Origin of the sequence: Hymenobacter koreensis, from assembly GCF_039541855.1 — a bacterium.
In the GTDB taxonomy this organism is placed as follows: Bacteria; Bacteroidota; Bacteroidia; order Cytophagales; family Hymenobacteraceae; genus Solirubrum; species Solirubrum koreensis.
In genome coordinates, this window is record NZ_BAABHA010000002.1 from 753,067 (window position 1) to 778,390 (window position 25,324).

Below are 25,324 nucleotides of genomic sequence, written 5' to 3' on the forward strand. Positions count from 1 at the left end.
TTCCTTGGCCGGCCACAGAAGAGTGACTCCCATCCCTCTACTCCACCTCTATAAGCTCTTGGTAAAATTGACCTTGATTTTCAATTGAAAATCGGCAATGACCTTAAATATTTCCTTGAGGGTCACTTGTTCGACCTGAGTTAGCGCCACGGGGTCAACGTAGTTGGTCGGGGCTGAGTGGTCGTTGATAATTTGCCGGGCTTGTTGCTGCAAACGCATGCCCATCAGGTAGTAGTAGGCCTGCAGCAGCTCCCGGTACTGCTGTTCCTTGAACACGCCTTGTTTCTGGAGCTGCGCCAGTCGTTGGCCCGTATTGGTGCGAAAAATCTGGTGTTGCAGCGCATACACTCGCACCAGGTCCACGATGGGCGTCATGGCTTTTTTCAGGTCGAATACCTGCTGGCCGGCCTGCTCGAAGGTGCGGAAGTTGCGCAGGAACGACGTGAGCGGCGGCTCGTATTGCAGGGCGTTTTTGGCCATGAAAAACAGGAAGCGGTCGAGGGGCTGGGTTAGCTCCTGGTGCAGGTAGGCCTGCAGCTCGTCGAACAGCGGCTTCTCGCCGTACAGGTAGCGGCAGTCGAAAAACGTGGCGAACTGCATCACTGTTTCGGGGTTCGACTCACTCATCCACTGGTGGTAGTTGCGCTTCCAATGCGAGAGCGAGTGCGTCCACTTGGGGTTTTTGGCCATGTAGCCGCCGGTGCAATGGTGCAGGCCAATGTGGTCGAGCTGGTCGGAAACTTCCGTGGCAAAGCGCAGAAACCAAGCCCGCACCAGCTCGCGCTGCTCGTTGGCCTTGTCTTCGTAGATAATGGCGTTGTCCTGGTCGGTGAGCAGGGTTTGCTCTTGCCGGCCTTCGCTGCCCAGCACCATGAACACGAAGCGGGCCGGGGCCGGCCCCCGCTCGGCCATCACGTTCTCAATGACCTTCACGGCAATGGTGTCGGCCACGGTGGAAATCACCTGGTTCACGATATCGGCCTTCACGCCCCGGCTCAGCAGCTGGTTCACGATGTCGGGCACCATTTCCCACCGCCGCTTCAGCTCCGGGCTGCCCTGTGCCAGCTTCACGGCCTGAATAAACATAAACGGCGACTGGGCCAAATCACTTAGGAGCTTGTTGCGGCTCAAAAAGCCCACGTACTCCGTGCCGCGCTCTACCAGCAGGTAGCGGGTTTTGGTTTGGAACATGAGCAGGATGGCCTCGTACACGAAGGCCTGGTCGGAGATGGAAACCAGCGGGGTGGCGGCAATGGCCAGCACCGGCTCGGAAGCATCGCGGCGTTGGGCCACCACGGTGTCGCGCATGGTGATGTCGGTGCAATAGCCAACAACGCCCCCCGCGGCATCCGTTACAAAGAGGCAGCTGACTTTGGCGGCGCCCATGCGCCGGGCCGCTTCGTAAATGGGCTCGGTGCTGGGGCACGTCACCAGCCGGCGCACTTCCAGGGTTTGGATGCGGCGCGAAAAGAGCTGATCGGCCACCAGGAAATTCTGCTCGGGGGGGCTGGCCGGCTTCACGAAGTGGGCGTACTCCTCGTCGAGCATCCGTTCGCCGTAGCGGGCCGTGAAGTAGTGGAAGAAGGGCTCGTAGGCTTGGCACAGGGCCCGGAAGTCGCGGCGGGGCAGCTGCAGCACCCGAGTGCCCTTGTGCACCACCACCGTGCGCAGCGAGCGTTTCTTGTTCAGCAGAATCGACATGCCGCCGTAGCAGGTACCCGGGCCGTAAGCTTCGGGCAGGCGCTTGTGCTGTTCGCTATCGTAGAAAAATGTTTCGTACTCGCCCTCCACCACGATGTCGAGGTGACGCAGCTTGGAAATATCCTGCTGGTAGAGCAGCGCTTCGCGGGGGTGCTGCTCTTCTACCAGCAAGCCCACCACGCCGAGCAGCACCTCTTCGGGCAGCAGGTTGAACGGCGCGACGGTGCGCAGAAATGTGAGACGATTATCCATGGGCCAGCCAGTATAGAAAAGAGCTGAGCAGCCCCCCCACGGCCAGCACGGTCCCGAACCAGCGCCGCGACCCGGCCGGGCCGGCCGGCTCGCTCAGCCGGGGGTGTTCGGCCAGCATGGCCGGCGTGAGCACCCGGCGGCGCTGCAGCTCAAAGAAGCAGCGGGCCGTGGCCGTGGCATCGCCGAAGGCGTCGTGGAAGCCGGCCACCGGCTCGGCAAAGAGCAGCTCATGCAGCTCATCGAGGCGCAGGTAGCGGGCGGGGCCTTCCTGCAGCAGGGCCGGCCAGGGCGGGCGCATGGTGCAGAACTGGGGCAGTTCCGGCAGCGGGTTGGGCATGGCGGCGCGAGCGAAGGCCGCGCCCAGCACGTGAAAGTCGAGCTGCAGAAAATGGCCCACCACCCGCGGGCGGAAGGTGGCCAGATCCGCAAGCAGCCGGCCAAGAACAACCGCAGGTTCCTGCCCGTTTTCGCGCAGAAACGCCGGCGTTAGGCCGTGAATGACAATGGCCGACGCCGGCATGCTGCCTTCGGGAATCTGCAGGTAGTCCTGGTCGGTTTTCACCAGCTGCCCCTCGGCGGTGTACACCAGCCATGCCAGTTGGGCAACGCAGGGCCAAGCGTGTTCATCGGAATAGGGCCGGTTCCAGCGGGCGGGCAGCCCGGTGGTTTCGGTGTCGATGAACAGCAGGTACTCTCGGGCCATGCGCGCTGGCGGCTAGTACATGCGGCCGTTGAGCACCGGCACAGCCTCGGCGACTTCCACCCGGCGCTGCGACGAGGGGCGCACGAGCAATTCGGGGCGCAACACTACCTGCCGGGGCGTGAACAGCGTGCCCTGGGCTTCTATTATCTCCAGCAGGAGGCGCACAGCGGCCTGGCCCATCTCCTCGCAGCGCTGGTCGATGGTCGTGATGGCCGGCTCGGTCACCAGCGTGAACGACTCGTTGCTGAAGCCGGCAATGGCCAGGTCATCGGGGACGCGCAGGCCCTGGCGCTTGGCCTCCTGCATGGCTCCAAAGGCGCAGTAGTCGCCCGAGCCAAACACCGCATCGGGTGGACTAGGCTGGGCCAGGAGCTGGCGCATGGCTTCGGCGCCCTGCTGCTGCTGCATGTCGGTGTACACAATCAGCTCCTCATCCGGCGGCAGGCCGGCTTCACGCAGGGCATCGAAATAGCCTTGGCGACGGTTTTTGTAGATGTTCAGGTGCTGGGGGCCGGCCAGGTGGGCAATGCGCCGGCACCCTTGGTCGAGAAGGTGGCGCGTGGAGAGGTAGCCACCTTCACGGTCGTCGAGCACCACGGCGTTGACGCTTTCGCCTTCCACCACGCGGTCGAAGTAGACAAGCGGCACGCCCCGGGCCCGCAGCTTATCGAAGTGGCGGTAGTCGAGCGTAGTACGCGAAAGCGACACGAGCACCCCGGCCACCTGGGCGCTGAGTAGCGAGTCGAGGCTGCGCCGCTCCTGGGCCACGTCTTCGTTCGATTGGCAGATGATGACGTTGTAGCCGGCCTTGCTGGCGGCCTTTTCGATTCCGTGGACCACAGAGGGGAAAAACCGGCCTTCGATGTAAGGTACCACAATGCCCAGCAGCTTGCTTTTGCCTTTGCGCAGGGCCGAGGCCATGCGGTTGGGCTGGTAATTGTACTTCTTGGCCAGCTTAAGCACTTTCTGTTTCATGGCCGGGCCAATACTAAAATGGTCGCTCAGCGCCCGCGATACTGTCGTCATCGACACGTTTAGCTCACGGGCCAGGTCGGCCATAGATACCGGCGGAGCAGCGTCGGAACCATCACCTTGTTTTTTTCGAGGAGCCATAGGGGGAGGAATTACACAATGCTTTGTGTAAAGTTAACGGTTATGGGAAATTTAGCGGCGCAGAATCCCGGCTGACGTTAGAGGGCGTTGCACGCCTTTGTTTACCAGAGTCCGACAAAGGTCACTTTTCTGCTTTGGGTTGCGCTTGATGCCCTAATTTTTGCGAAAGGTAATCAACATATAAAGCTTTTCCTTTTACTTTACACAATCGATTGTGCGAAGCAATTTATTGGATCCGATCTGTTGCGCACCGGTTTGGGCTGAATCCCGCTTCACCTCAATGCTTTTCGCAATTGTTTGCTTCGCTCCGTGCCCACCTAACTTTCCTCCCTCATGCCTACCATCGCTCCCACCTGTTTGGCCCGGCTTGCTTTTGGCCTTGCATTATGTTCCCAAGCCGGTTCGGCTTCGGCCCAGTCCAAGCCCTCGGCCGCCAACACCATCACGGTGCAGGTAAACAAGCCCGGCGCGCCCATTGCCAAAACCATGTACGGCTTGTTTTTTGAAGACATCAACTTCGCGGCCGACGGTGGCCTGTACCCGGAGCTGGTCAAGAACAAATCGTTTGAAACCGACGACCGGCTGCTGGGCTGGAAGGCCATTCGCGGCGCGGCGGCGCTGGCCGTCTACAACGTCATCAGCCAGCAGCCCATCAGCGCCACCAACCGCAACTTCCTGCGCCTGACGGCCGCCACGGCCAGCCCCGACGCCGGCCTTATCAACGAGGGCTTCCGCGGCATGGGCGTGAAGCAGGGCGCCGAATACACCTTCTCGGTGTACCTGCGGCGCGGCCCCGGCAGCGTGAGCGGCCTGAACGTGACGCTGGAAGAGCCCGGCCGCGCCGGCGGCCCCGGCCCGGAAACGCCGCTATCCGGCGCCGTGCTGGCCCAGACCCGCATTGAGGGCCTGACGGGCGAGTGGAAAAAGTACAGCGTGGTGCTCAAGCCTACGGCCACCGCCGCCAAGGCCCGCCTGAAGCTGACGCTGGAAGGCGCCGGCACGCTCGACCTCGACGTGGTGTCGCTGTTTCCGAAAGACACCTGGAAAAACCGCGAGAACGGCATGCGCCCCGACCTGGTGCAGCTGCTCAAGGACATGCAGCCGGGTTTCCTGCGCTTCCCCGGCGGCTGCATCGTGGAAGGCCGCACCCTGGCCGAACGCTACCAGTGGAAAGAAACCATCGGCGAGCTGGCCAGCCGCCAGCCGCTGATAAACCGCTGGAATACCGAGTTTGTGCACAAGTTCACGCCCGATTACTACCAGTCGTTTGGGCTGGGCTTCTACGAGTACTTCCAGCTTTCCGAGGACATCGGCGCCGAGCCCGTCCCGATTCTGAACGTGGGCATGGCCTGCCAGTTCAACTCGGCCGAGCTGGCCCCGGTAAGCGCCACCCGCGGCCCCAGCGCCGCGGAAGCCCACAGCCACGCCGACGACCCTTCGCTCGACGTTTTCATTCAGGATGCGCTGGACTTGATTGAGTTTGCCAACGGCCCGGCCACCAGCCCCTGGGGCGCCAAGCGCGTGGCCATGGGTCACCCGGCCCCGTTCAACCTCAAGTACATCGGCATCGGCAACGAGCAGTGGGGCCCGCAGTACCTGGAGCGCTACGAGCCGTTTGCCAAAGCCGTGAAAGCCAGGTACCCGGCCATGAACATCGTGTCGAGCGCCGGCCCCGCCCCCGACGGCGAACTGTTTGAAAAAGCCAGCCAGCGCCTGCGCGAGTTGAAGGCCGAGGTGATTGACGAGCATTACTACGCCAAGCCCGAGTGGTTCCGCCAGAACGCGGGCCGCTACGACAACTACCCCACCACCGGCTCGAAAATCTTCGCCGGCGAGTACGCGGCCCAAAGCGTGGCCATCGGCAGCCCCGACAACAAGAACAGCTGGGACTGCGCCATCTCGGAAGCCGCCTTCATGACCGGCCTGGAGCGCAACGCCGACAAGGTGATTATGGCCTCCTACGCACCGCTGTTCGCGCACGTCGACGCCTGGCAGTGGACGCCCGACATGATTTGGTTTGACAACCTGAAAGCCTACGGCACGCCCAATTACTACGTGCAGAAGCTCTACGGCGTGAACCGCGGCACCACCATGCTGCCCGTGCAGCGCGGCAACAACGCCAAAAACGGCGACGACAACCTGTTCAGCAGCGCCGTGGCCGACGACGCCACCGGCGAAATCGTGGTGAAGCTGGTGAACTACTCGGCCGAGGCACGCCCCGTCACTATCAGCCTGGCCGGCGTGAAGAAGCTGGGCAAAACCGGCAAGGCCACCGTGCTGGCCAGCCCCGACCTGAACGCCGAAAACAGCCTGAAGGAGCCCCAGAAAGTGGCGCCCAAAGACGAGACGTTCAAGGTCTCCTCGTCGAACGTGGCGTACACGCTGGCTCCGCACTCGTTCACGGTGCTGCGCATCCCCGGCAAGCGTTAAAACATGGCTTTTATGAAGACGCTACAACTGCTTTTCCTGGCCGGCCTTATTACTGCCCCGGCCCTGCGGCCCACGACGGCGCTGGGCCAGGCCGCCCCGGTGCCCAAGGCCGGCAACCCCATCGTCCGCGACAAGTACACGGCCGACCCGGCGGCACTTGTGCATAACGGCACCGTGTACATCTACGCCGGGCACGACGAAGCACCCGCCCCGGAGCAGCGTTACGTGATGCATGAGTGGCTGTGCTACTCGTCGCAGGACATGGTGACCTGGAAAGAGCACCCGTCGCCGCTCAACGTAAAGGCCTTTGCCTGGGCCCGCGACGACGCCTGGGCCTCGCAAGTGATTGAGCGCAATGGCAAGTTCTACTGGTACGCCACCGTGGAGCACGGCTCCGTGCCGGGCAAGTCCATCGGCGTGGCCGTGGCCGACAGCCCCACCGGGCCTTTCAAGGATGCCCGGGGCTCGGCTTTGATTACTAATAACATGACCGAAAGCAAAATCATGTGGGACGACATCGACCCCACGGTTTTTGTGGACGACAAGGGCCAAGCTTACCTGTACTGGGGCAACACCAACTGCTACTGGGCCAAACTTAAGCCCAACATGACCGAGCTCGACGGCCCCATTAATAAGGTGGCTAACCTGCCCGGCTACACCGAGGCGCCCTGGGTGCACAAGCGCGGCGGCTGGTACTACCTGAGCTACGCCTACCAGTTTCCGGAGAAAATAGCCTATGCCATGAGCCGCAGCATTGAGGGGCCGTGGGAGTTCAAGGGCCTGCTTAACGAGGTGGCGGGCAACTCCAACACCAACCACCAAGCCATTATCAGCTTCAAGGGCAAAGACTACTTCATTTACCACAACGGCGCCATTCCAACCGACGGCGGTAGCTTTCGGCGCTCGGTGTGCATCGATTACCTGTACTACAACAAGGACGGCACGATGCAGCGGGTGGCCATGACGACCGAAGGCGTGAAAGCGGCGAAATAACCGGCCCTTGTGGCCTGCTGTTTGCTTACCGGCTCCTCAGCCATAACCTACCTTTCATAATTCCCAAAGGCCTGTTGCTTGCGCAACAGGCCTTTTTATTTGGCAGGCGCCATAACAACAGACCCAATTGCGCGCTCCAATTGCCGCCGGTAGAGAGGCCGCCTTTCCTTCGTGCCGATAGTCAACCTAATGGGTCGGATTCAAATAAGGGCATGCTCTTGGCTAACTGCTCCGTACCAAGGCCAGCCTAGTAGTCGAGCGTACGAAAGTTGTTGGCAAAGGGTCCGGAAATACCTCAGCAGCAATGCCCAGGACAAAAAAAGCGCCCATCTTTTCAGATGGGCGCTTTTGATTTACTGTAGGGAACAAACCCGCAGCCTACTGCTGCACGAACTGCGTCTGCTGCACAAAATCACCTTGGTGCAGGCGCACCAAATACAGGCCGGGAGCAAGGGGCGTATGGTGCAGCTTGAAGGGGTTGCCGCCCACCTGCAGCTCTACCTGCTGGGAGTGAACCGAACGGCCGATCATGTCGACCACTTCCAGTTTGGCTTCTCCCCGGCGCTTGGCTTCGATCTTCAGGTTCAGGGACTGGCCCGGGGCCAGGGGGCTGGGGTAAGCTTGCAGCCAAACCAGGGCATCGGCGGCGTTTTTGGTGGCTAGCACGGTCCGCGTCAGCTCCCAGCGCTGGGCGGGCTCGAAGCCGTTGTCGTCCCAGAGGATGATCCGCGCCCCGGGCGCAGGGCTGGCGAAGCCCACTTCCAGCACCTGGGAAACGCCGCCCGCGTTGGCCGAGTTTTTCAGCGTGAACTTGTAGCGGCCGTTGTTGCCCGGGTCGGTGATTAAGAAGCGCTGGGCGTCGTCGTTGGCATTCAGCAGCACGTTTTGCTCCAACTGGGTGCCGGCCACCTTGGCTAGGCCAACGGTTTGTACATACATGGTGGTGCCCAGGTGCCGCAGCTTATAGGAGCCGTCGGTCTGCCGTTCGAACACAAAGCGCTGCGCATTGATGCCGTTGTCGCCCCACTGGCCGATAGAGGCGCCGGCGGTTGACGCGTCCAGGTCGACATCCATACACAGTGGCGTACCGGCCGGCACGCCAAAGGCGGCCGCGGAGCCATCGGCTACCGTGCCGTAGCGGGTTATTTTGTAGGTACCGCCATTGACGATGGCACCCTGCGCATTCGCGAGATGGGAGAAGCCCAGCGAGGCGAATGCAGCCAGCGCACCGAGAAGTACATTTTTTTTCATGGGAGTTCCGGGGTTAAGAAGGTGAGAGTAATTGGGCGCAAGGCTTGCGGGGCAGCACCGGCCCAATGTGGCTCAGTACACCTGAGGCCTAAGCAAATATAGGTAGGGGGTTAGCCATTTTCACAAACGATTGTGTTGATTTTTTTTATATTTGCTCACCTTGTTGTTCGCAAGGCAATGCCAATGTGAGCTTGGCCCTAGCAGAGCCTCGGAATAGAATGGACCTTTAAAGTCAGCATACAGAACACGTTTCCAATGCCTTCCTTTATCTATTACACTTAAAAACAAATAGTTACTCAAATACAAAATTTGTTTCGGCTCTGACTTTCTTCTTAGTGCTCTATCCACGCAAGACCATAAGTTCCCAGACTTTCAGCTGACCTCCGCGTATTCACGGGGCTACTCTGACCTCCGAATTTGAATCATTTGCACAATCGTTTATTTACTTGACCAGCCCGATGAAAGCATTGCTTTGCCTTCTGGCTTTGCTCGTGGCCGGCTTGGCCGCGCATTGCCAGTCCCCGCCCCTGATACCGGCGCACGACCCGGTGCTTATCCGGCAAAACGGGACGTACTACATGTTCGGCACCGGCAAGGGTATTACCGTGTGGTCGTCGCGCGACCGGCAAACCTGGAAGCCCGAAAAGCCGGTTTTTGCCAGCGCCCCGGCCTGGGCCGTTCAGGCCGTGCCGGGCTTTCGCGACAACCACATCTGGGCCCCCGACATTTCTTACCACGACGGGCTGTACTACCTTTTCTACTCCATTTCGGCCTTCGGCAAAAACACCTCCTGCATCGGGCTGGCCGTGAATAAAACCTTGGATGCCAGCGCGCCGAACTACAAGTGGGAAGACAAAGGCCCCGTCATTCAGTCAGTGCCCGGGCGCGACATGTGGAACGCCATCGACCCCAACCTCGTCCGCGACGAGGCCGGAAAGCCCTGGCTCTCGTTCGGCTCGTTCTGGGACGGCATCAAGCTGGTGCAGCTGCGGGCAGACCTTACCGGCCCAGCCCAGCCCGAGCAGTGGCGCACCCTGGCCCGGCGGCCGCGCAACCCCGCCCTGACCGACTCGCTGCCCGGGGATGGCGCCATCGAAGCCCCCTTCATCTTCCGGAAAGGCGGGTACTACTACCTCTTCACCTCGTTCGACTACTGCTGCCGCGGCCCCGAAAGCACCTACAAGATGGTGGTGGGCCGCGCCAAAAGCCTGACCGGCCCCTACCTCGACCAGGCCGGCAAAAGCCTGGAGCAGGGCGGCGGCACGCTGGTGCTGGAAGGCAACAAAAGCTGGTTTGGCGTCGGCCACAACTCGGTGTACACCTTCGACAACGCCGACTACCTGGTGTTTCACGGCTACGACGCCACTGACAAAGGCCGCTCCAAGCTGCGCATTGAGTCCCTGAGCTGGGACGCGCAGGGCTGGCCGGTGGTAAAGCATGCCGTCAAGTAATAAGCTCTCTTTACATAACTCGAAACACAATCGATTGTGCAAACCTTAACACCCAGCCACTCCTTCAAAACCGACTAATACCGAACTGATATTTCATGAGTACTCTCCCTAAATCCATTACCGAGCAGAGCGTAAGCACCATCCGGCTGCTGTCGGTCGACATGGTGCAGGCCGCCAACTCCGGCCACCCCGGCCTGCCGTTGGGCGCGGCGCCCATGGCCTATGTGCTGTTCTCACGTTTCCTGCGCTTCAACCCCCAGGACCCCAACTGGCCCGACCGGGACCGGTTTGTACTCTCGGCCGGGCATGGCTCGGCTTTGCTTTACAGCCTGCTGCACCTCTATGGCTACGACCTGTCGCTCGACGATCTGAAAGCCTTCCGGCAGCTGCACTCCCGCACGCCGGGCCACCCCGAGGTCAACATCACGCCCGGCGTGGAGGTAACCACCGGCCCGCTGGGGCAGGGCTTCGCCAACGGCGTGGGCATGGCCATGGCCGAGGCGCACCTGGCCGCCGTGTACAACCAGCCCGGCCTGGAGCTGGTGAACCACTACACCTACGCCATCGTGAGCGACGGCGACCTGATGGAAGGCATTGCCGCCGAAGCCGCCTCGCTGGCCGGCCACCTCAAGCTGGGCAAGCTCATCTACCTCTACGACGACAACGACATCTGCCTGGACGGGCCCACCAGCCTTTCCTACACCGAGGACGCGCTGGCCCGGTTCGACGCCTACGGCTGGCACACCCAGCGCGTGGCCGACGGCAACGACCTCGACGCCATCGAGGCGGCCATCCGAGCCGCGCAGCAGGACGAGCGACCCTCGCTGATTTCCATCAAAACCATTATCGGCTACGGCAGCCCGCAGGAAGGCACCAGCAAGGTGCACGGCTCGCCGCTGGGCCCCGACAACCTGAGAAAAGCCAAGGAGTTTTTCGGCTTCGACCCCGAAGCCACCTTTGTGGTGCCCGCCGAGGTGCGCGCGCACCTGACCGAAGCCGGGCAGCGCGGGGCGGCCATCCAGGCCGAGTGGCAGCGGCAAACCGAGGCGTACCAGCAGAAGCATCCGGCAGCGTGGGAACTGTTCGATGCTTCGTTCGCGGGGGACCTGCCCGCCGGCTGGGACGCCTCATTGCCGGTCTTTACGCCCGCCGACGGCGCCCTGGCCACCCGCCAAGCCTCGGGCAAGGCGCTGAACGCGCTCAAGCAGAGCGTGCCCTTCCTGTTCGGTGGCTCGGCCGACCTGGCCAGCTCGAACGAGATGCCGACCAGCGGCGCGGTGAGCTTCCAGCCCGGCAGCTACCAGCACAGCAACATCTGGTTTGGGGTGCGCGAGCACGCCATGGGCGCCGCCATGAATGGCATGGCCCGGCACGGCGGCGTGCGCACCTACGGCGGCACCTTCCTTACTTTCTCCGACTACATGCGCGGCGCCATCCGACTCACGGCGCTTTCGGAGTCGGCCGCGACGTTCGTGTTCACCCACGACAGCATCGGGCTGGGCGAGGACGGCCCCACCCACCAGCCGGTGGAGCACGTGGCGGCCTTGCGCACCATTCCCAACATCGTGGTGATACGGCCGGCCGACGCCAACGAAACCGTGGAAGCCTGGCGCGTGGCAATGAGCACGCCCAAGTCGCCGGTGGTGCTGATTCTCTCGCGCCAGAGGCTGCCGGTGCTCGACCAGGCCAGGTACGGCCCGGCCCGCGAGGGCGTGGCCCGGGGCGCCTACATTCTGAGCGAGGCCGAGGGCGGCCAGCCGGAGCTGCTGCTGCTGGCTACGGGCTCGGAAGTGGCGCTGGCCATGGAGGCCCAACAGAAGCTGCAGGCCGAAGGCGTGGCTACCCGGGTGGTTAGCATGCCGTCGTGGGAGCTGTTTGAAAAGCAGCCCAAAATCTACCAGCAGCTGGTGCTGCCGCCGGCCGTGCGCAAGCGCGTGGCCATTGAGGCCGGCTCGCCGATGGGCTGGCACAAATACGCCACCGACGAGGGCGCGGTCATCGCCATCAGCCGCTTCGGCGAGTCGGGCCCCGGCGAGGAAGTAATGGCCCTGTTTGGCTTCTCGGTGGAGAATGTGGTGCGGCAGGCCCGGCTGGTGCTCGAAGGCGAGCCCGCCGAGACTGAGGCCAAAGAGGTACTGCCTTAACCTGCTTTTCTTCTCCCTATTTCAGCTAACAGCATGACTTCGAACACCAATCCCCTGGTTGCCATCCATAGCTTCGGCCAGAGTATCTGGCTCGACTACATCCGCCGCAACATCCTGCACAACGGCGAGCTGCAGCGCCTTATCGACGAAGACGGGCTGCGGGGCGTGACGTCCAACCCGGCCATCTTTGAAAAGGCCATTGCCGGCAGCAGCGACTACGCGGCCGACATCGAGCAGCTAGCAGCCCGGGGCCTGAGCGCCGGACAGATTTACGCCGAGCTGGCCGTGGCCGACGTGCAGCGGGCCTGCGACCTGCTGCGGCCCCTCCACGACCGGCCCGACAGCGGCGGCGACGGCTACGTGAGCCTGGAAGTGTCGCCTGAGCTGATTGACGACACCGCCGGCACCGTGGCCGAGGGCCTGCACTACTGGCAGGCCGTGAACCGGCCCAACGTGATGATTAAGGTGCCCGCCACGCTGGCCGGCCTGCCCGCCATCCGCCAGCTGATTGCCGCGGGGGTGAACGTGAACGTGACGCTGATTTTCAGCGTGGCGCGCTACCGGGCCGTGGCCGAAGCCTTCCTGGCCGGCCTCGAAGACCGGGTGCGGGCCGGGCAGCCGGTGCAGCGCCTCGACTCGGTGGCCAGCTTTTTCCTGAGCCGCATCGACGTGCTGCTGGACCCGCAGCTGGAGAAGCTGGCCGAGGCGGGCGGCCGCCTGGGCGCGCTGGCGCAGTCGGTGGTGGGCGAGGTAGCCATTGCCAGCGCCCGCCAGGCCTACACCGAGTACCAGCAGATTTTCCAGGGGCCGCGCTGGGCGGCGCTGCAGGCGCAGGGCGCCCGGCCGCAGCGGCTGCTCTGGGCCAGCACCGGCAACAAGAACCCCAAGTACGACGACCTGAAGTACGTGGAGGCCCTCATCGGCCCCGACACGGTGAACACCATCCCGGTAGAAACCCTGGATTTGTACCGCGCCAAAGGCCAGCCCGCCGCCCGCCTCAGCGACGCCGATGGGGCCAGCACGCTGGCCCGCCTGCCCGAGCTGGGCCTCGACCTGGAAGCCCTGACCCGGCAGCTGGAGCGCGAGGGCGCCCGGAAGTTCACCGAGCCCTTCGGCAAGCTGCTGGATGTGCTGGAGCAGCAGCGCCAAAAGGCCCTGGCTGCTGCCGCCCACTAAGAGCCTATCCAAATAGGATGAAGAAAGAACGGTCATGCTGAACGCAGTGAAGCATCTCTACCGCTTCGGTGAACGGCCCTAACGGCCCAGGCCGGCTTTCCGGCCGGCCTGGGCCTCAGCCGGCACTTACTACTCATTTCCCTATTTCAAAATCCCACCATTATGACGCACGCTTTACTTTCTTCCAGCTTCTCATTCTCCCGGGCGGCCCGCGCCTGGGTTAGCGCCCTGTGCTTGCTGCTGGGCCTGCTGGCCGCCCGGCCGGCCTGCGCGCTGCAGGGTGCCAGCGGCAGCCACGACCCCAGCAGCCTTATCAAGGACGGCAACAAGTACTGGATGTTTACCACCGGCGACGGCATTTACGCGGCTTACTCCACCGACCTGATTAACTGGACGCCCGGGCCGCAGACCATTTTCCCCATCGGCACCTGGCCGTCGTGGATTAACACCTACGTGCCGGATTTCGCGGGTACGTTCTGGGCGCCGGAATGCTTTTTCATGAACGGGCAGTACTACCTGTACTACTCCTGCTCCACGTTCGGCTCGCCGCGCTCGGTTATTGGCCTGGCCACCTCCCCTACCCTCGACCCCACGGCGCCCAACTACAAGTGGACCGACCGCGGCATGGTGGTGTCGTCGACGACCAGCAGCAACGTTAACGCCATCGACCCGGCCCTGCTCAAGGATAGCGACGGCAAGGTGTACCTGTACTACGGCTCGTTTAACGGCGGCCTGGGTGTGGTGGAGCTCAACCCGCTCACGGGCCTGCGCAAGGTGGCCAACGCCGCCCCGACCCGCGTGGCCGGCAACACCACCAGCGGCACCCGCGACTGGGAAGCACCCTTCGTGGTCAAGGAAAACGGCTTTTACTACTTCTTCGTCAACCGCGGCGCCTGCTGCCAGGGCAGCAACAGCACCTACAAGATTGTGGTAGGCCGGGGCACCAGCCCGCTGGGCCCCTTCCTGGACCGGAATGGCATGGCGCTGACGGCTACCAACACCCAGGCCACGGCGGCCGGCTTCAGTGGGGTGGGCACGCTGGTGCTGGGCAGCGCGGGCCGCTACGTCGGGCCCGGGCACTTCGGCCTGCTGCGCGACAACGGCGTGCCCCTGGTGTCGATGCACTACTACGACAACACGGCCAACGGCGCCGCCAAGCTCGACATCGCCACGCTGCGCTACGACGCCGCCAGCTGGCCCATTATCAGCCGCGACTGGCTGGCGGCGGGCCGCTACAAAATCACCAACCAGAACAGCGGCCTTTCCTGGGACTCGTGGGGCTGCACGGCCAATGCCGGCGAAACCATTGCCCAGGGCAGCTGGGCCAACCTGACCTGCCAGAAGTGGGACCTCACGCCCCTGGGCAACGGCTTCTACAAAGTAGCCAACGCGCTGAACGCAAACCGCGTGGCCGACCTGGCTTTCTGCACCAACGCCAACGGCACCACCCTCGGCATCTGGGACTGGCTTAACAACGACTGCCAGAAAATAAAGGTGGAGCGGGCTGCCGACGGCACGTTTTCGCTGAGCCCGGCCGCCGCGCTGAACCGCGTGATTGAGGTGCCCGCCGCCTCCACCACGGCCGGGGTGCAGCTGGCCATCTGGGACTACACGGGCAGCTCCTGCCAGAAATGGGGCATCGAAACCGCCCCCAACACCTGGACCGGGGCCGCCTCCACCAGCTGGCACGACGCGGCCAACTGGAGCGCCGGCGCCGTGCCCGGCCCGGCCGACAACGCCTACATCCCGGCCGTAGCCAACCGGCCGGCGCTGACTTCGGGCCAGGCGCTGGCCAACAACCTCACCATTGCCCCGGGCTCGGCCTTCACCCTCAATGCCCCGGCTACCCTGCAGCTAGGCGGCAACTGGACCAACAACGGTGCTGCCACGCTCAACGGGCCGGCCAGCTTTACCGGCGCGGCCACCCAGCTTATCGGCGGGAGCGCGCCGGCCAGCTTCGCCGCCTTCACCGTGAATAAGCCCAGCGGCACCGTGCTGCTGAACCGCGACCTGGCCATCAGCTCGGCGCTGACCCTGAGTGGCGGCACCCTCACCACGGGCGCTTACACCGTGGGGATGGGCAGCCAAGCTTCCATTAGCGAAACCGACCAGAGCTACGTGCTGGGCAACGTGGAAGCCACCCGCCTGCTCGGTACGGCTGGAGTCGGAAGCACCTTTGGGGGCCTGGGCCTCACCCTAACACCCCAGGGCAGCAGCCTGCCTGGCAGCACCACCGTGCGCCGCGTAACCGGCACGCTGCCCACCGGCGTGCGCGGCAGCCAGGGCATTGCCCGCTACTTCAGCGTGCAAGCCGCCAACAACACCAACCTCAATGTGGACCTAGTTTTCAGCTATTTCGACCACGAGCTGCAGGGAATTGAGTCGACCAGCCTAGCTTTGTTTAAGGCCGCCAGCAGCCCGACCGGGCCCTGGATAAACCAACAGCCAGTGGTGTTGGGCGCCGGCTCGGTAAGCCGCAACGGCCTCGCCGGACTGGGCTTGTTCACCCTCGGCAGCACGCAGGCCCCGCTGCCCGTGGAGCTGACCGCCTTCACCGCGGCCCTCGCCCACCCGGGCAGCGTGCAGCTAACCTGGGCCACGGCCTACGAAAAAAACAACGCCGGCTTTACAGTGGAGCGCAGCCCGGACGGCAACGCTTTTCAACCCATTGCAACCGTGGCCGGGGCCGGCGAAAGCCAGCGCCTCCGCCACTACAGCCTGCTCGATAGCCAGCTGCCGGCCCACGCCACCGTGCTGTATTACCGTCTGCGGCAGGCCGACCTAGACGGTTCGGTGTCCTACTCCCCCGTGCGTGCCGTACCCTTGGAAGCTGCGCCGGCCGCTTTATTGGCTTACCCCAACCCGGCCCGTGCCGCGGTGACCGTGCGCCTTACCCGGTCTGAATGGGGCGCGGCACTGCAGCTTCTCGACAACCTAGGCCGGGTGGTGCATATCCAGCCGGCCCCTGCCCCCGGTGAGGAGGCACAATTGCCGCTGAAAAACCTTCCGGCGGGCTTCTACGTGCTGCGTTGCGGAGCCCTTACGCAGCGGCTGGCGGTGGAATAATCCCTTGATTCATCAACCAAAAAAGCGTCAGGACGGGCTAATCGAAGTCCAGAAGCAACTGAACCGAATAAAAGAGTGTGGGAATTTGCTGAAGCGCCCCTCCTGCAGCTGCGGCTCAACGGCCGGGCAAGTTCTTGCTGACGCTTTATGTAACGGGCCCGGTCGTATCCCACGGCCGGGCCCGCCGCTTATGTCCCACTCGATTCAACACAGCAGAGCGGCCATCAGCGCCGTGTTTTTTCTGGCCGGTATGTGCTTCGCCAGCTGGGCCTCGCGCATTCCCGACATCAGCCTGAAGCTTGGGTTGAGCGAGGGCGAGCTGGGACAGCTGCTACTAGCCGTGCCGGTAGGCTCGCTGCTGGCCTTGCCGCCGGCCGGCTGGCTGGTGCACCGCTGGGGCAGCCGGCAGGTGCTGCTGCTGGCTGCCGGGCTGTATTCGGTTGCGCTGCCTTTGCTGGGGCTGGCCGACCGGTTCTGGAGGTTGGCGCCGGCATTGGCGCTGTTTGGCCTGGCCAGCAACCTAGTCAACATCGCCGTCAACACCCAGGCCATCGGCGTACAGGCCCACCACGACCGGCCCATCATGGGGTCGTTTCACGGTTTGTGGAGCCTAGCCGGCTTTCTGAGTGGCGCCTTTGCCACGCTGCTCATTTCCTGGCATCTAAGCCCACTGCCGCACTTTCTGATAATCATGACGGTGGGGCTGGCCATCATCGGCGTGGCCCACCGCTACACGCTGCGGCACGATGAAGGCCGCGAAGCCGGAGGCCTGGCCTGGCGGCGGCCCGACCCCTACCTGCTCCGCATCGGGCTCATTGCCTTCTGCGGCATGCTCTGCGAGGGCACCATGTTCGACTGGGCGGGCGTGTACTTTCAGCGGGTGGTGCGGCCGGGCCCCGCGCTGGTGACCAGCGGCTACGTGGCCTGCATGGGCACCATGGCCCTGGGCCGGTTTGCCGCCGATGCCCTCACCCACCGCTTTGGGGCCACGCGGGTGCTGCAGCTCAGCAGCGCCCTTATCAGTGTGGGGCTGCTGCTGGCGGTGGCATTGCCCTACCTGCTGCCCGCGCTGCTGGGCTTTGGGCTGGTGGGCTTCGGCATCGCCGCGGTGGTGCCGCTGTCGTACAGCGCGGCAGGGCAGGCCGGTAGTATGGCCCCCGGGCCCGCGCTGGCACTGGTGTCGTCCATCAGCTTCACCGGCTTTCTGCTGGGGCCGCCACTGATTGGCTTTCTCGCCGAGGCTTCCAGCCTGCGGGTTTCGCTGGCTTTTGTGGCGTTGGTGGGGGCCGGCATTGGCCTGCTGGCCGCCCGCAGCAGGCCACGGAAAGCATACCTGACCGTGCCGCAAAAGCTGGCCGGTTGAGCTGTTGCGTCTTTGATTCGGACCTTTGTATTCCGGCAGCGCCTCCCCTGCCGTTTCTTTTAACTCTTCCTCCCTTGATGAAAGCGTTTATTTTCGACCTGAACGGCACCATGATCCACGACATGGACTACCACACCGATGCCTGGCGGCAGCTGTTGAACCAGGACCTGGGCGGCAGCTTCAGTCGGGACGAGGTGAAGCAGCAGATGTACGGCAAAAACCAGGAAGTGCTGGTGCGCATGTTCGGCCCCGACCGGTTTACGGAAGATGAGATGGTGCGCCTGTCGGTGGAGAAGGAGAAGCGCTACCAGGAAGCTTTTTTCCCGCACCTGCGCCTGCTGCCTGGCCTGCCCGAGTTCCTGGAAAAAGCCCATCAGCAGGGCATTCCCATGGCCATTGCCTCGGCCGCCATTCCCTTCAACATCAACTTCGTGCTCGACAACCTCAACCTGCGCCACTACTTCGGGGCCGTGGTAAGCGCCGACGATGTGAGCATCAGCAAGCCCCACCCCGAAACCTTCCTCAAGGCCGCCGAGCTGCTGGGCGTGCCGCCCGCCGACTGCCTCGTGTTCGAGGACGTGCCCAAGGGCGCGGAGGCCGCCCACAATGCCGGCATGGATGCCGTGGTGCTTACCACTACCCACGTCCCGGCCGAGTTTACGGCCCTGCCCAACGTGCTGAAGTTTGCCCCGGACTTTACTGATGAGTTTATCCAGGGGCTGGTATAGAGTTGGGAGTTAAAAAGCAGAACGACTTTTAACTCTCCACAATCATCTGACGGATGTAGAGAGGCAACATTTTGCGTCTCGTCGTTGAACGACGACGCCAGAACAGCAGGCTAACGGCGCGGCTCCGGAGACGCAAAATATTGCGTCTTTACGTTGTTTTTAAGTCACTCCGTAACGAGCTTAACTCCTTCTACTTCCCCACCGTCACCTCCTGGGGCTGGCGCGTCACCAAATCCACGTCGGTAAGCTGCTGGGGAAACCAGACGGTCATCTCGCCTTTGCCGCGGTTAGCCCAGGCGTAGTAGGGAATGGCCGTCAGCGTCCGCCGCGTGGTGCTGATGCTGGTGTTGGCGGCATCCACCTGCACCACGGGCACAGTGGCCTGCAGCTGCATGATGCCGTTGAGCAGCCCGGGCTGGTAGCTGGTGGTGAAGGACGTGGCGGCCGGCACGATGATGTTGCCGGCCTTGCCGCCGTTGTCTTTCCACTCGGCGCAGTACACGAGGGGGCCGCGCTGCAGGGCCACCTTGCCGAGGTTGTCCTGCACCTTGGGGCTGGCTTTTACCTGGCGCACCTCCAGGGGCAGGGTCAGCTCCACCACGTCGTTTTTGCGCCATTTGCGGCTGATGACGGCGTAGCCGTTGCGGGTGGCATACTGCACCGGCTGCCCGTTCACGCGCAGGCTGATGGGCTGGCTGGAGGGCGTGGCAAACTGGTAGAGCCCGGCGGGCAGGGCCTCGTTGCGGGCCCAGCCGGGCAGGCGCAGCAGCAGGTTGAACTCGGTGGCCGCGGCCGGGCTCACTACGAGCTTCAGGCTGCCTTCCCAGGGGTAGTTGTGCTGCTGGGTGATGCGCAGGGCCTTTTTGTTGACGGTTAAGTCCGTAGTGCCGCTGATGTAGAGGTTGGCGTACACGTCGCGGCCTTTCTGGGCGTACACGTAGCCCGGCAGCGAAGGAATGAGGCGGGCCAGGTTGGTGGGGCAGCAGGAGCAGTCGAACCAGCCCGCTCGAGCCGGCTCGGTCTGGGGGAAGCTGGCGCTGCTTTTTATCTGCATGGCGTTGGAGTAAAAGAAGCTTTTGCCGTCCAGCCCCACGCCCGAAATCAGGCCGTTGTACAGCACCTTCTCCAGCACGTCGATGTACTTCGAGTCGCCGTGCAGCAGGAACATGCGCTGGTTCCAGTACACGTTGGCCACGGCGGCGCAGGTTTCGTTGTAAGCCGTGGCGTTGGGCAGCTCGTAGTTGGCCCCGAACCGCTCGCCGGCCGGGATGGCGCCGGTGCCGCCGGTCACGTACAGCTTCTTGCTCACCATGTTCAGCCAGATGCTGTCGACGGCCGCCAGCAGGGCCCGGTCACCAGTGAGGGCGGCCACGTCGGCCATGGCCGAGTACAGGTATTCGGCCCGCACGGCGTGGCCGTCGGCTTCCTTCTGCTCCTTCACCGGCTGGTGGTCCTGCCAGTACGAGCCGTTGCGCCAGGAGTCGGGGCTTTTGGGGTCGTAGCCGGCAAATTTGCCGCGGGCCTCCAGGAAGAACCGGGCGGTGCTCAGGTACTCGGGCTTGCCGGTTACGCGGAACAGCCTTACCAGGCCCATCTCCACGATTTCGTGGCCCGGCGCCACGCTCAGCTTGCCGGGCCCGAAGGTGGCGCACACCAGGTCGGCGTTTTTGAGGGCGATGTTGAGCAGGCTTTTCTTGCCGGTGGCCTCGTAGTGGGCCACGGCCGACTCGTACAGGTGGCCGGAGTTGTAGAGCTCGTGGCTTAGCTCCCGCTCCTTTTCCCAGCGCTGCAGGCCGGCCCAGGGGTGCGGGTGGGCCGGGTCGATGGTGCGGGCGGTGTAGAGGTAGCCGTCGGGCTCCTGGGCCGCCGCCACCTTGGCTATCAGCCCGTCGATGTAGCCCTGCAGCTTCTCATCGGGGTAAAGCTTGAGCGAGTACGAAGCGCCCTCGATGGTCTTGTAGATATCGGTGTCGTCGAAGGGGAAGATGGTGGCAAACTTGCCGGCGCGGGCGGCGGCCATCTCGAAGTTCTTCACCCGGCTGGTGGCCTCGCAGCGCTGAAACGAGGCCGGGATGGTCACGTCGTTGTTGATTTTCAGGCGCGGCAGCCAGAAGTTGTCGGCCAGCTTCACCTGCGTGAAGCTCACGGCCTGAATGGGGTAGTCGGCGCGCTGCACCGGCTGCGCCCGGGCCGTTAGAGAGAGCAGCGTGGCGGCCAGTAGCGGGAGGAAGGGAGGTTTCATAGGCGGTCCGGCGGGGATTAAGGCAGACTTACTGCACCGGGTCGACGCCCTGGTTGGTCATCACCACCTGCTGCAGGGTGCTGTCGGCGTTGTAGCGCAGGTAATCGATGGCCACGGAGCGGCGGTAGCTGCCGCCGTCGGGGGCAATGGCGCCGTTGTGGTAGATGAAGTAGTCCTTGTTCTTGAAGCTGATGATGGCCTGGTGGTTGGTGTTGCAGTTGTAGGCCAGCTCGTTCAGCACGCCTTTGGGCGTCCAGGGGCCTTCGGGGCTGCGGCTCATGGCGTAGGAGATGCGCTCGGGAAAGCCCGAGGCGTAGCTCAGGTAGTACCAGCCGCCGCGCTTGTGCAGCCAGGGCGCTTCGGTGTAGCCGGGCAGGCTGGTTACCTGGTGGATGGGCCCGTCGAGCTCGGTCATGTTGGCGTTGAGCTTGGCCCAGTAGCAGCCCGTGTTGCCCCAGTAGAGGTAAGCCTGGCCGTTGCCGTCGATGAACACCGTGGGGTCGATGTCATCGAAAAAGCTGTTGACGCTGGTAGTCATATTATTGGTGATGAGCGCCGTGCCGCGGGCATCCACGAAGGGGCCGGTGGGGCTGTTGGACACTGCCACCCCGATGGCCTTGCCAGGCACCGTGCGGTGGTCCACGGTGGCGTACCAGTAGAAGCGGCCGTTGCGCTCAATCACCTGCGAGGCCCAGGCGTCGGCCCGTGCCCAGGCGAAGCTGCTCACGCGCAGCGGCACGGGGTGTTCGGTCCAGGTCACCATGTCGGATGAGGAGTAGCAGAGCCACTCGTTCATCACGTACTGCTGCAGAGGGGCGGGCGCCTCGTCGCGCCCGGCGTAGATGTACACGCGGTTGTTGTGAACCAGCGTCGCCGGGTCGGCCGTATATTTGTCGCGGATGATGGGGTTACGGAACACCACGTTCGGTTGCGTGGGCGGCACAAACGGCGCCGGCTTTTCCTTCTTACAAGCGGTGAACAAGCCGAGACTTACCAGGACGAGCAGTGGCAGGGCATTTTTCATGATCTATTTGATATTCAAGGCAATAAATCTGCGCTCAAAATGCCACGCAGCACGGGCTGTAGCAAAAACAAAACACGGGGACATGACCCACCCATGTCCCCGTTGTACTGATGCCTCATGCTTCTCTCCTCCCCTTCGGCACCAGGGCAATTCAGCCAGTTGCAGCTGGCCAAAGCGCCCGAAAACCACTGGAGTTCGGGCAGGAAAGCCAGGAGTTACCCGGGAATATGTTGCAGCGCGGCCCGGTGTTTCTGCCGCGCCGACGCTGTCGGGTTCGTTTAAGCAAGCCGCAAGTCAGCCTGTCCCGCCTGGCTCTACCAGAACTTAACGTACAGGGCTGTGAGCAGCAGCAGCGTGATGACGATGAGCGTGAGCGTCTGCCCGCTGACGCGAAACATGCGCGCGTCGATGGCAATGGCCCGCGGGTTGACAGCCGGCCCGAGCAGGCTTACAATGACCATCAGCACCATGGTGATGACGAACGAGAGGCCCATGCAAATCAGGAACGGTATTTCGTAGATGCCGGCGCTGTTGCGGAAGGCCGTGTACAGAACGGTGTCGTTGCCGAGCACCGCGGGCGCGTAGTTGTTGAAGAACACCGACAGCACGAAGCCCGCCAGGATGCCCACGATACCGGCCTGGGCCGTGGTACGCTTCCAGAACATGCCCAGCAGGAACACCGCCAAGATGCCGGGCGAGATAAAGCCGGTGTACTTCTGAATAAACTGGAAGCCGCCCTCGCCGCCGATGCCCAGCAAATCCTTCCAGGTGAAGGCCACGCTCAGCACGATGGCGGCCAGGATGGTGAGGCGGCCCACCCACACCTGCTTCTGCTCGCTGGCCTCTTTGTTGAGGTAGCGCTTGTAGATGTCGAGGGTGAAGATGGTCGAAATCGAGTTGACCTTGCCGGCCAGCGAGGCCACGATGGCGGCCGTCAGCGCGGCCATGCTCAGGCCCTTGAGGCCGTTGGGCAGGAAGGTGAGGATGGCCGAGTAGGCGTTGTCGGAGTTGAACGAGCCGGTGCTCGACATCTCGGCCTGCAGGCTGCCGTTCTGATACAGCACGTAGGCGGCAATGCCGGGCAGCATCACAATCACAGGCATCATCAGCTTCAGGATGCCGGCGAACAAAATACCGGTGCGGGCCGTGTGCAGGTCGGCGCCGAGGGCGCGCTGCGTGATGTACTGGTTGCAGCCCCAGTAGTTGAGGTTTACAATCCACTGCCCGGCCAGGTACATGGCAATGCCGGGCAGGGCCAGGTACTTATCCACGTCGGCCTGCGGCGAAGCGCCGGAGGGCTTGTCGAATATCATGTGGAAGTGGTCGGGTGCCTTTTCCATCAGGGCGTTGAAGCCCGAGATGGCGCCGCCGCCGAGGCCGAACTTGGTGCTCACCAGCGTCAGGGCAATGTAGGTCGTTACCAGGCCGCCCACCACCAGCACCACCACCTGCACCACGTCGGTGTAGCCCACCACCTTCATGCCGCCCACCGAGATGAGCAGGGCGAAAATGGCCAGCAGCACGATGATGACGTGGAAGGAGTCGCCGCCCACCAGGTTGCTCAGCGCCAGCGCCCCGAGGTACAGAATGGAAGTCAGGTTTACCAGCACATAGAGGAAAAGCCAGAAGATGCTCATAATGAGGCTCAGCGCTGAGTTGTAGCGCTGCTCCAGAAACTGCGGCATCGTGAAAATCTTCTCCTTCAGATACACCGGCATAAAGAACACGGCCACGATGATGAGCACAACGGCCGCCACCCATTCGTAGGCGGCCACGGCCACGCCCACCTTGAAGCCCGAGCCCGACATGCCGATGAACTGCTCGGCCGAGATGTTGGAGGCAATCATCGAGGCGCCAATGGCCCACCAGGTCAGCGAGCCTTCGGCCAGGAAATAGTCCTTAGTGCTCTGCTCGGCCTTTTTCTTGCTCTGGTAGATGTAGACCCCGTAGGCCGACACCCCGATAAGGTAGGTGAAGAAGACCAGCAGGTCCAGCGTGGTAATGTTGTTACGCATCAGTGGGAACTGAGAATTTTAAAAGTTAAGTCAAGCCCGACAAAAAAGCCCGCAAGAACGTCATGCTGAGCACGGTCGAAGCATCTCTACCACGAGAGTAAACCAATCGATTGAATTACTGCTGCACGCGAGATGATTCGCTGCGCTTAGCATGACGTTCCTGGTCACAGGCCTTCTTTAGCGCCCGCTGAACGCCACGTCGTTGTAGCGCAGCTCGTTTTTGAAGGTGCGCAGGCGGGTTTCGTCGTCGATGAGCAAGTACTCGATGCCGGCCATCTCAGCGAAGTCTTCGAGGTACTCGGCGGTGAGGTTCTGGCTGTAGCCGGTGTGGTGGGCGCCGCCGGCCAGAATCCAGGCCGCGGCGCCGGTGCTCAGGTCGGGCTTTACTTTCCAGAGCACGCGGGCCACGGGCAGGTGGGGCAGCTCGTGCTCGGGCGCTACGGCCTCCACTTCGTTCACCACGAGGCGGAAGCGGTGGCCCAAATCCACGATGGTGGCGTTCAGGGCCGGGCCGGCGGGGCAGTTGAACACCAGGCGGGCCGGGTCGGCCTTGCCGCCGATGCCCAGCGGGTGCACCTCGATGCGGGGCTTGCCCTCGGCTATGCTGGGGCAGATTTCGAGCATGTGCGAGCCCAGCACCAGCTCGTTGCCGGGCTGGAAGTGGTAGGTGTAGTCTTCCATGAACGAGTTGCCGCCGGGCAGGCCGGCGCCCATCACCTTCATGGCGCGCACCAGGGCCGAGGTTTTCCAGTCGCCCTCGCCACCGAAGCCGTAGCCCTCGGCCATCAGGCGCTGGGTGGCAATGCCGGGCAACTGCACCATGCCGTGCAGGTCCTCGAAGGTGTCGGTGAAGCCGATGGCCTGGGTTTCCTGCAGGAACTGGCGCATGCCCACCTCAATCTTGGCGGCGTCGCGCAGGCTCTGGCGCTGGCTGCCGCCTTCGCGCAGGCTCTCGCCCAGCTCGTATTCCTGCTCGTAGGTGGCCAGCAGCTCGTCCACGCGCGCCTCGCTCACGGCGTCGATTACGGCCACCAGGTCGCCCACGCCGTAGGTATTCACCGAGTAGCCAAACTTGAACTCGGCTTCCACTTTGTCGCCTTCCGTTACGGCCACGTAGCGCATGTTGTCGCCGAAGCGCACGATGCGGGCCCCCTGCCAGTCGGCCCAGGCGCAGGCCGCGCGGGCCCAGATGCTGAGGCGCTCCTGCACGTCGGCGCTTTGCCAGTGACCCACCACCACCTTGCGCTTCAGCTTGAGCCGGGCGCCGATAAAGCCGAACTCCCGGTCGCCGTGCGCCGACTGGTTGGTGTTCATGAAGTCCATGTCGATGGCCTCCCAGGGAATGTCGCGGTTGAACTGGGTGTGCAGGTGAGCCAGGGGCTTCTGCAGAATCTTCAGGCCATTAATCCACATCTTGGCCGGCGAGAAGGTGTGCATCCAAGCAATCAAACCCACGCAGTTCGGGGTGGTGTTGGCTTCCTGCATCAGCTTGGTGATGCCGTCCGGGCCGGTTAGCACCGGCTTGTAAACAATTTTGATGGGCAAAGCCGCGCCCAGGGATTGGGCAATCTGCTGGGAGTGCTGAGCAACTTGCTCCAGGGTCTCGGGGCCGTAGAGGTGCTGGCTGCCGGTGATAAACCAGGCTTCGTACTGGGAGAGGTCAATCATTCGA

Annotated in this window: 16 protein-coding genes; 8 read left to right on the top strand and 8 right to left on the bottom strand. The window is 63.2% G+C overall.

Annotation, left to right across the window (positions count from 1 at the left end):
• Positions 1-48: 48 nt before the first annotated feature.
• Genes ABD903_RS06230 through ABD903_RS06240 form a run of 3 tightly spaced genes read right to left on the bottom strand, consistent with a single transcriptional unit; the run spans position 49 to position 3,769 of the window.
• Positions 49-1,953, bottom strand: a complete 1,905-nt coding sequence (locus tag ABD903_RS06230; protein WP_345222341.1) for a DUF294 nucleotidyltransferase-like domain-containing protein — start codon at positions 1,951-1,953, stop codon at positions 49-51.
• Positions 1,946-2,656 carry a 3'-5' exonuclease gene (locus ABD903_RS06235; protein WP_345222342.1) on the bottom strand — a complete coding sequence of 237 codons (711 nt, stop codon included), beginning with the start codon at positions 2,654-2,656 and terminating at the stop codon, positions 1,946-1,948. The genes ABD903_RS06230 and ABD903_RS06235 overlap by 8 nt, the downstream gene beginning before the upstream one ends.
• A 12-nt stretch (positions 2,657-2,668) precedes the next feature.
• On the bottom strand, positions 2,669-3,769 hold the full coding sequence (locus tag ABD903_RS06240) for a LacI family DNA-binding transcriptional regulator (RefSeq protein WP_345222344.1): 1,101 nt from the start codon (positions 3,767-3,769) through the stop codon (positions 2,669-2,671).
• 333 nt (positions 3,770-4,102) lie between these two features.
• On the opposite strand from ABD903_RS06240, the gene ABD903_RS06245 reads away from it, so the two are divergent.
• Both ABD903_RS06245 and ABD903_RS06250 read left to right on the top strand, forming a co-directional pair.
• Positions 4,103-6,199: an alpha-L-arabinofuranosidase C-terminal domain-containing protein gene (locus ABD903_RS06245; RefSeq protein WP_345222346.1), complete on the top strand. Its 2,097-nt coding sequence runs from the start codon at positions 4,103-4,105 to the stop codon at positions 6,197-6,199.
• A gap of 12 nt (positions 6,200-6,211) precedes the next feature.
• On the top strand, positions 6,212-7,192 hold the full coding sequence (locus ABD903_RS06250; RefSeq protein WP_345222348.1) for a glycoside hydrolase family 43 protein: 981 nt from the start codon (positions 6,212-6,214) through the stop codon (positions 7,190-7,192).
• Between the two features lie 378 nt (positions 7,193-7,570).
• Here the strand turns inward: ABD903_RS06250 and ABD903_RS06255 are convergent, their stop codons facing one another.
• Positions 7,571-8,443, bottom strand: a complete 873-nt coding sequence (locus tag ABD903_RS06255) for an RICIN domain-containing protein (RefSeq protein ID WP_345222350.1) — start codon at positions 8,441-8,443, stop codon at positions 7,571-7,573.
• Between the two features lie 458 nt (positions 8,444-8,901).
• Between ABD903_RS06255 and ABD903_RS06260 the strand changes: the two genes are divergently transcribed.
• From ABD903_RS06260 to ABD903_RS06285, 6 genes are all read left to right on the top strand, one after another.
• Positions 8,902-9,894, top strand: a complete 993-nt coding sequence (locus tag ABD903_RS06260) for an arabinan endo-1,5-alpha-L-arabinosidase (protein ID WP_345222351.1) — start codon at positions 8,902-8,904, stop codon at positions 9,892-9,894.
• 95 nt (positions 9,895-9,989) lie between these two features.
• Complete coding sequence (gene tkt / locus ABD903_RS06265; protein WP_345222353.1) at positions 9,990-12,038, top strand: transketolase; 2,049 nt, start codon at positions 9,990-9,992, stop codon at positions 12,036-12,038.
• Positions 12,039-12,071: 33 nt separating this feature from the next.
• Entirely contained in the window at positions 12,072-13,214 is a 1,143-nt protein-coding gene (tal, locus tag ABD903_RS06270; protein WP_345222355.1) for a transaldolase, read from the top strand.
• 162 nt (positions 13,215-13,376) lie between these two features.
• Positions 13,377-16,280: a family 43 glycosylhydrolase gene (locus ABD903_RS06275; RefSeq protein ID WP_345222357.1), complete on the top strand. Its 2,904-nt coding sequence runs from the start codon at positions 13,377-13,379 to the stop codon at positions 16,278-16,280.
• Between the two features lie 190 nt (positions 16,281-16,470).
• Positions 16,471-17,643: an MFS transporter gene (locus tag ABD903_RS06280; RefSeq protein WP_345222359.1), complete on the top strand. Its 1,173-nt coding sequence runs from the start codon at positions 16,471-16,473 to the stop codon at positions 17,641-17,643.
• A 77-nt stretch (positions 17,644-17,720) separates the two neighbouring features.
• The gene (locus ABD903_RS06285; RefSeq protein WP_345222361.1) at positions 17,721-18,371 is read left to right on the top strand and encodes an HAD family hydrolase; all 651 of its coding nucleotides are present in this window, start codon (positions 17,721-17,723) and stop codon (positions 18,369-18,371) included.
• Between the two features lie 190 nt (positions 18,372-18,561).
• Here ABD903_RS06285 and ABD903_RS06290 read toward each other — a convergent pair whose 3' ends face one another.
• The 4 genes from ABD903_RS06290 to araA form a co-directional block, all read right to left on the bottom strand.
• Positions 18,562-20,613: a glycoside hydrolase family 127 protein gene (locus ABD903_RS06290; protein ID WP_345222363.1), complete on the bottom strand. Its 2,052-nt coding sequence runs from the start codon at positions 20,611-20,613 to the stop codon at positions 18,562-18,564.
• A 28-nt stretch (positions 20,614-20,641) separates the two neighbouring features.
• The gene (locus ABD903_RS06295) at positions 20,642-21,637 is read right to left on the bottom strand and encodes a glycoside hydrolase family 43 protein (protein ID WP_345222365.1); all 996 of its coding nucleotides are present in this window, start codon (positions 21,635-21,637) and stop codon (positions 20,642-20,644) included.
• Positions 21,638-21,951: 314 nt separating this feature from the next.
• Entirely contained in the window at positions 21,952-23,652 is a 1,701-nt protein-coding gene (locus ABD903_RS06300) for a sodium:solute symporter family transporter (protein WP_345222366.1), read from the bottom strand.
• Between the two features lie 177 nt (positions 23,653-23,829).
• Positions 23,830-25,320, bottom strand: a complete 1,491-nt coding sequence (gene araA / locus ABD903_RS06305) for an L-arabinose isomerase (protein ID WP_345222367.1) — start codon at positions 25,318-25,320, stop codon at positions 23,830-23,832.
• Between the last annotated feature and the right edge of the window lie 4 nt (positions 25,321-25,324).

Coding starts and splice junctions, on each gene's coding strand:
- ABD903_RS06230 (WP_345222341.1), bottom strand. CDS start 1,953: ATGGATAATCGTCTCACATTTCTGCGCACCGTCGCGCCGTTCAACCTG.
- ABD903_RS06235 (WP_345222342.1), bottom strand. CDS start 2,656: ATGGCCCGAGAGTACCTGCTGTTCATCGACACCGAAACCACCGGGCTG.
- ABD903_RS06240 (WP_345222344.1), bottom strand. CDS start 3,769: ATGGCTCCTCGAAAAAAACAAGGTGATGGTTCCGACGCTGCTCCGCCG.
- ABD903_RS06245 (WP_345222346.1), top strand. CDS start 4,103: ATGCCTACCATCGCTCCCACCTGTTTGGCCCGGCTTGCTTTTGGCCTT.
- ABD903_RS06250 (WP_345222348.1), top strand. CDS start 6,212: ATGAAGACGCTACAACTGCTTTTCCTGGCCGGCCTTATTACTGCCCCG.
- ABD903_RS06255 (WP_345222350.1), bottom strand. CDS start 8,443: ATGAAAAAAAATGTACTTCTCGGTGCGCTGGCTGCATTCGCCTCGCTG.
- ABD903_RS06260 (WP_345222351.1), top strand. CDS start 8,902: ATGAAAGCATTGCTTTGCCTTCTGGCTTTGCTCGTGGCCGGCTTGGCC.
- tkt (WP_345222353.1), top strand. CDS start 9,990: ATGAGTACTCTCCCTAAATCCATTACCGAGCAGAGCGTAAGCACCATC.
- tal (WP_345222355.1), top strand. CDS start 12,072: ATGACTTCGAACACCAATCCCCTGGTTGCCATCCATAGCTTCGGCCAG.
- ABD903_RS06275 (WP_345222357.1), top strand. CDS start 13,377: ATGACGCACGCTTTACTTTCTTCCAGCTTCTCATTCTCCCGGGCGGCC.
- ABD903_RS06280 (WP_345222359.1), top strand. CDS start 16,471: ATGTCCCACTCGATTCAACACAGCAGAGCGGCCATCAGCGCCGTGTTT.
- ABD903_RS06285 (WP_345222361.1), top strand. CDS start 17,721: ATGAAAGCGTTTATTTTCGACCTGAACGGCACCATGATCCACGACATG.
- ABD903_RS06290 (WP_345222363.1), bottom strand. CDS start 20,613: ATGAAACCTCCCTTCCTCCCGCTACTGGCCGCCACGCTGCTCTCTCTA.
- ABD903_RS06295 (WP_345222365.1), bottom strand. CDS start 21,637: ATGAAAAATGCCCTGCCACTGCTCGTCCTGGTAAGTCTCGGCTTGTTC.
- ABD903_RS06300 (WP_345222366.1), bottom strand. CDS start 23,652: ATGCGTAACAACATTACCACGCTGGACCTGCTGGTCTTCTTCACCTAC.
- araA (WP_345222367.1), bottom strand. CDS start 25,320: ATGATTGACCTCTCCCAGTACGAAGCCTGGTTTATCACCGGCAGCCAG.